The organism is Allobosea sp. 10L422 (assembly GCF_056395345.1).
The window spans coordinates 1-1,283 of sequence record NZ_JBFTJI010000033.1 but is presented as its reverse complement, the minus strand read 5'-3'; the positions used below and the strand labels follow the sequence as shown (position 1 = coordinate 1,283).

Genomic DNA, 1,283 nt, shown 5'->3' with positions numbered 1-1,283 from the left:
ACCTTTGACCGTTCGGCCCAAAATGTTTGTGGCTATAGAAGGACTTCGAGGCATCCTTGCCTGGTCGGTCGTGTTTTCTCACCTCGCCTACATCTCGGCGTTCAACGCCAATGGCGTGAGCTCGCTTCTTCGAGCCGTCGGTCTTCCGTCCGTGCTGGTCTTCATTATCATAAGTGGGTTTGTCATAACCCATGTCATTCTGGAGAAGCAGGAGGGCTATGTCCCCTATATTATTCGAAGGTTTGCTCGAATTTTTCCACTGTTTGCGGTGACATGCTTTTTCGGTTTCTTCACAAGTGAGTTGCTTGCGTCGGCCCTCAGCGCGCCGGGTTTTGGCGATCCAGAGTTCGCAAGAGTAGTGAACGAGGTCGCATCGAGCGATCGAGCTCATTTGCCGATGCATCTATTCTCTCATCTTTTCATGATGCATGGCGCCATTTCAAATAACATCCTTAGCTATTCCGAATACGCCTTCAACATGCCGGCTTGGAGCATATCGCTTGAATGGCAATTTTATCTGGTCGCGCCATTGATCCTATTCGTGCTGCGTGACAAGCGGCAATGGGTTATTCCGATGGCGATTGCTGTTGCGGCTTCAGAAGTGGCGGTCCGAAAATTTGGCCTCTCAACCGTCCAGCCTGGTGCCTTGCCCCTTGCGGCTTCCTATTTTGCAATCGGCATCCTAAGTCGCCTGATCTATTCGGAGAAGCTCTGCAATCCGCAAGGACTGTTATTCGCTACCGCGCTGGCCATCGTGTTGTTGCCGTTTGAGCCATTGCGTCCCGTTTTGGTTTGGATGGTCGTGTTCTTTGGCCTCTCCAACACAGCAGTTCACCACAAGACAGCGTTGGATGAACTCTATGCGGTTACTCTCAAGAGTCCGGCTGCGCTATATTTTGGACAACGATCATATTCAATTTACCTTTGTCACTATCCGGTCATTTCGGGCGTCGCGTGGGTGCTCTTTCGGTTGTCTGTGCCATCGAACATGCTCGTTCTGACGATCGTCAGCATCCCCCTCATCATTGTGACCGCCGATCTGGCGTACCGGTGGATCGAGAAGCCGGGCATTGCAGCGGGCAGGATACTCGCCGCAGCAATCCAGAGAAGGCAATCGATGGGGCCGTCAGAAGCAGACGGGCTGGCAGGACGAACTGCGCAGCAGGGAGAGGCCGAGATGGCAGAGACCGATTATTCCCGCGGCCCGCAGGATCACTCAGTTATCAACCTCTCCAGGGACCACGAAGTTAGGTATTGGGCCGACAAATTTGGCGTGTCGCACA

1 protein-coding gene is annotated in these 1,283 nt (G+C 53.2%); it reads left to right on the top strand.

Translation table 11 applies throughout. From position 1 onward, the window contains the following. The coding region (locus AC1DEZ_RS27680; RefSeq protein WP_476781349.1) for an acyltransferase family protein at window positions 1-1,283 on the top strand (1,283 nt) is incomplete at both ends.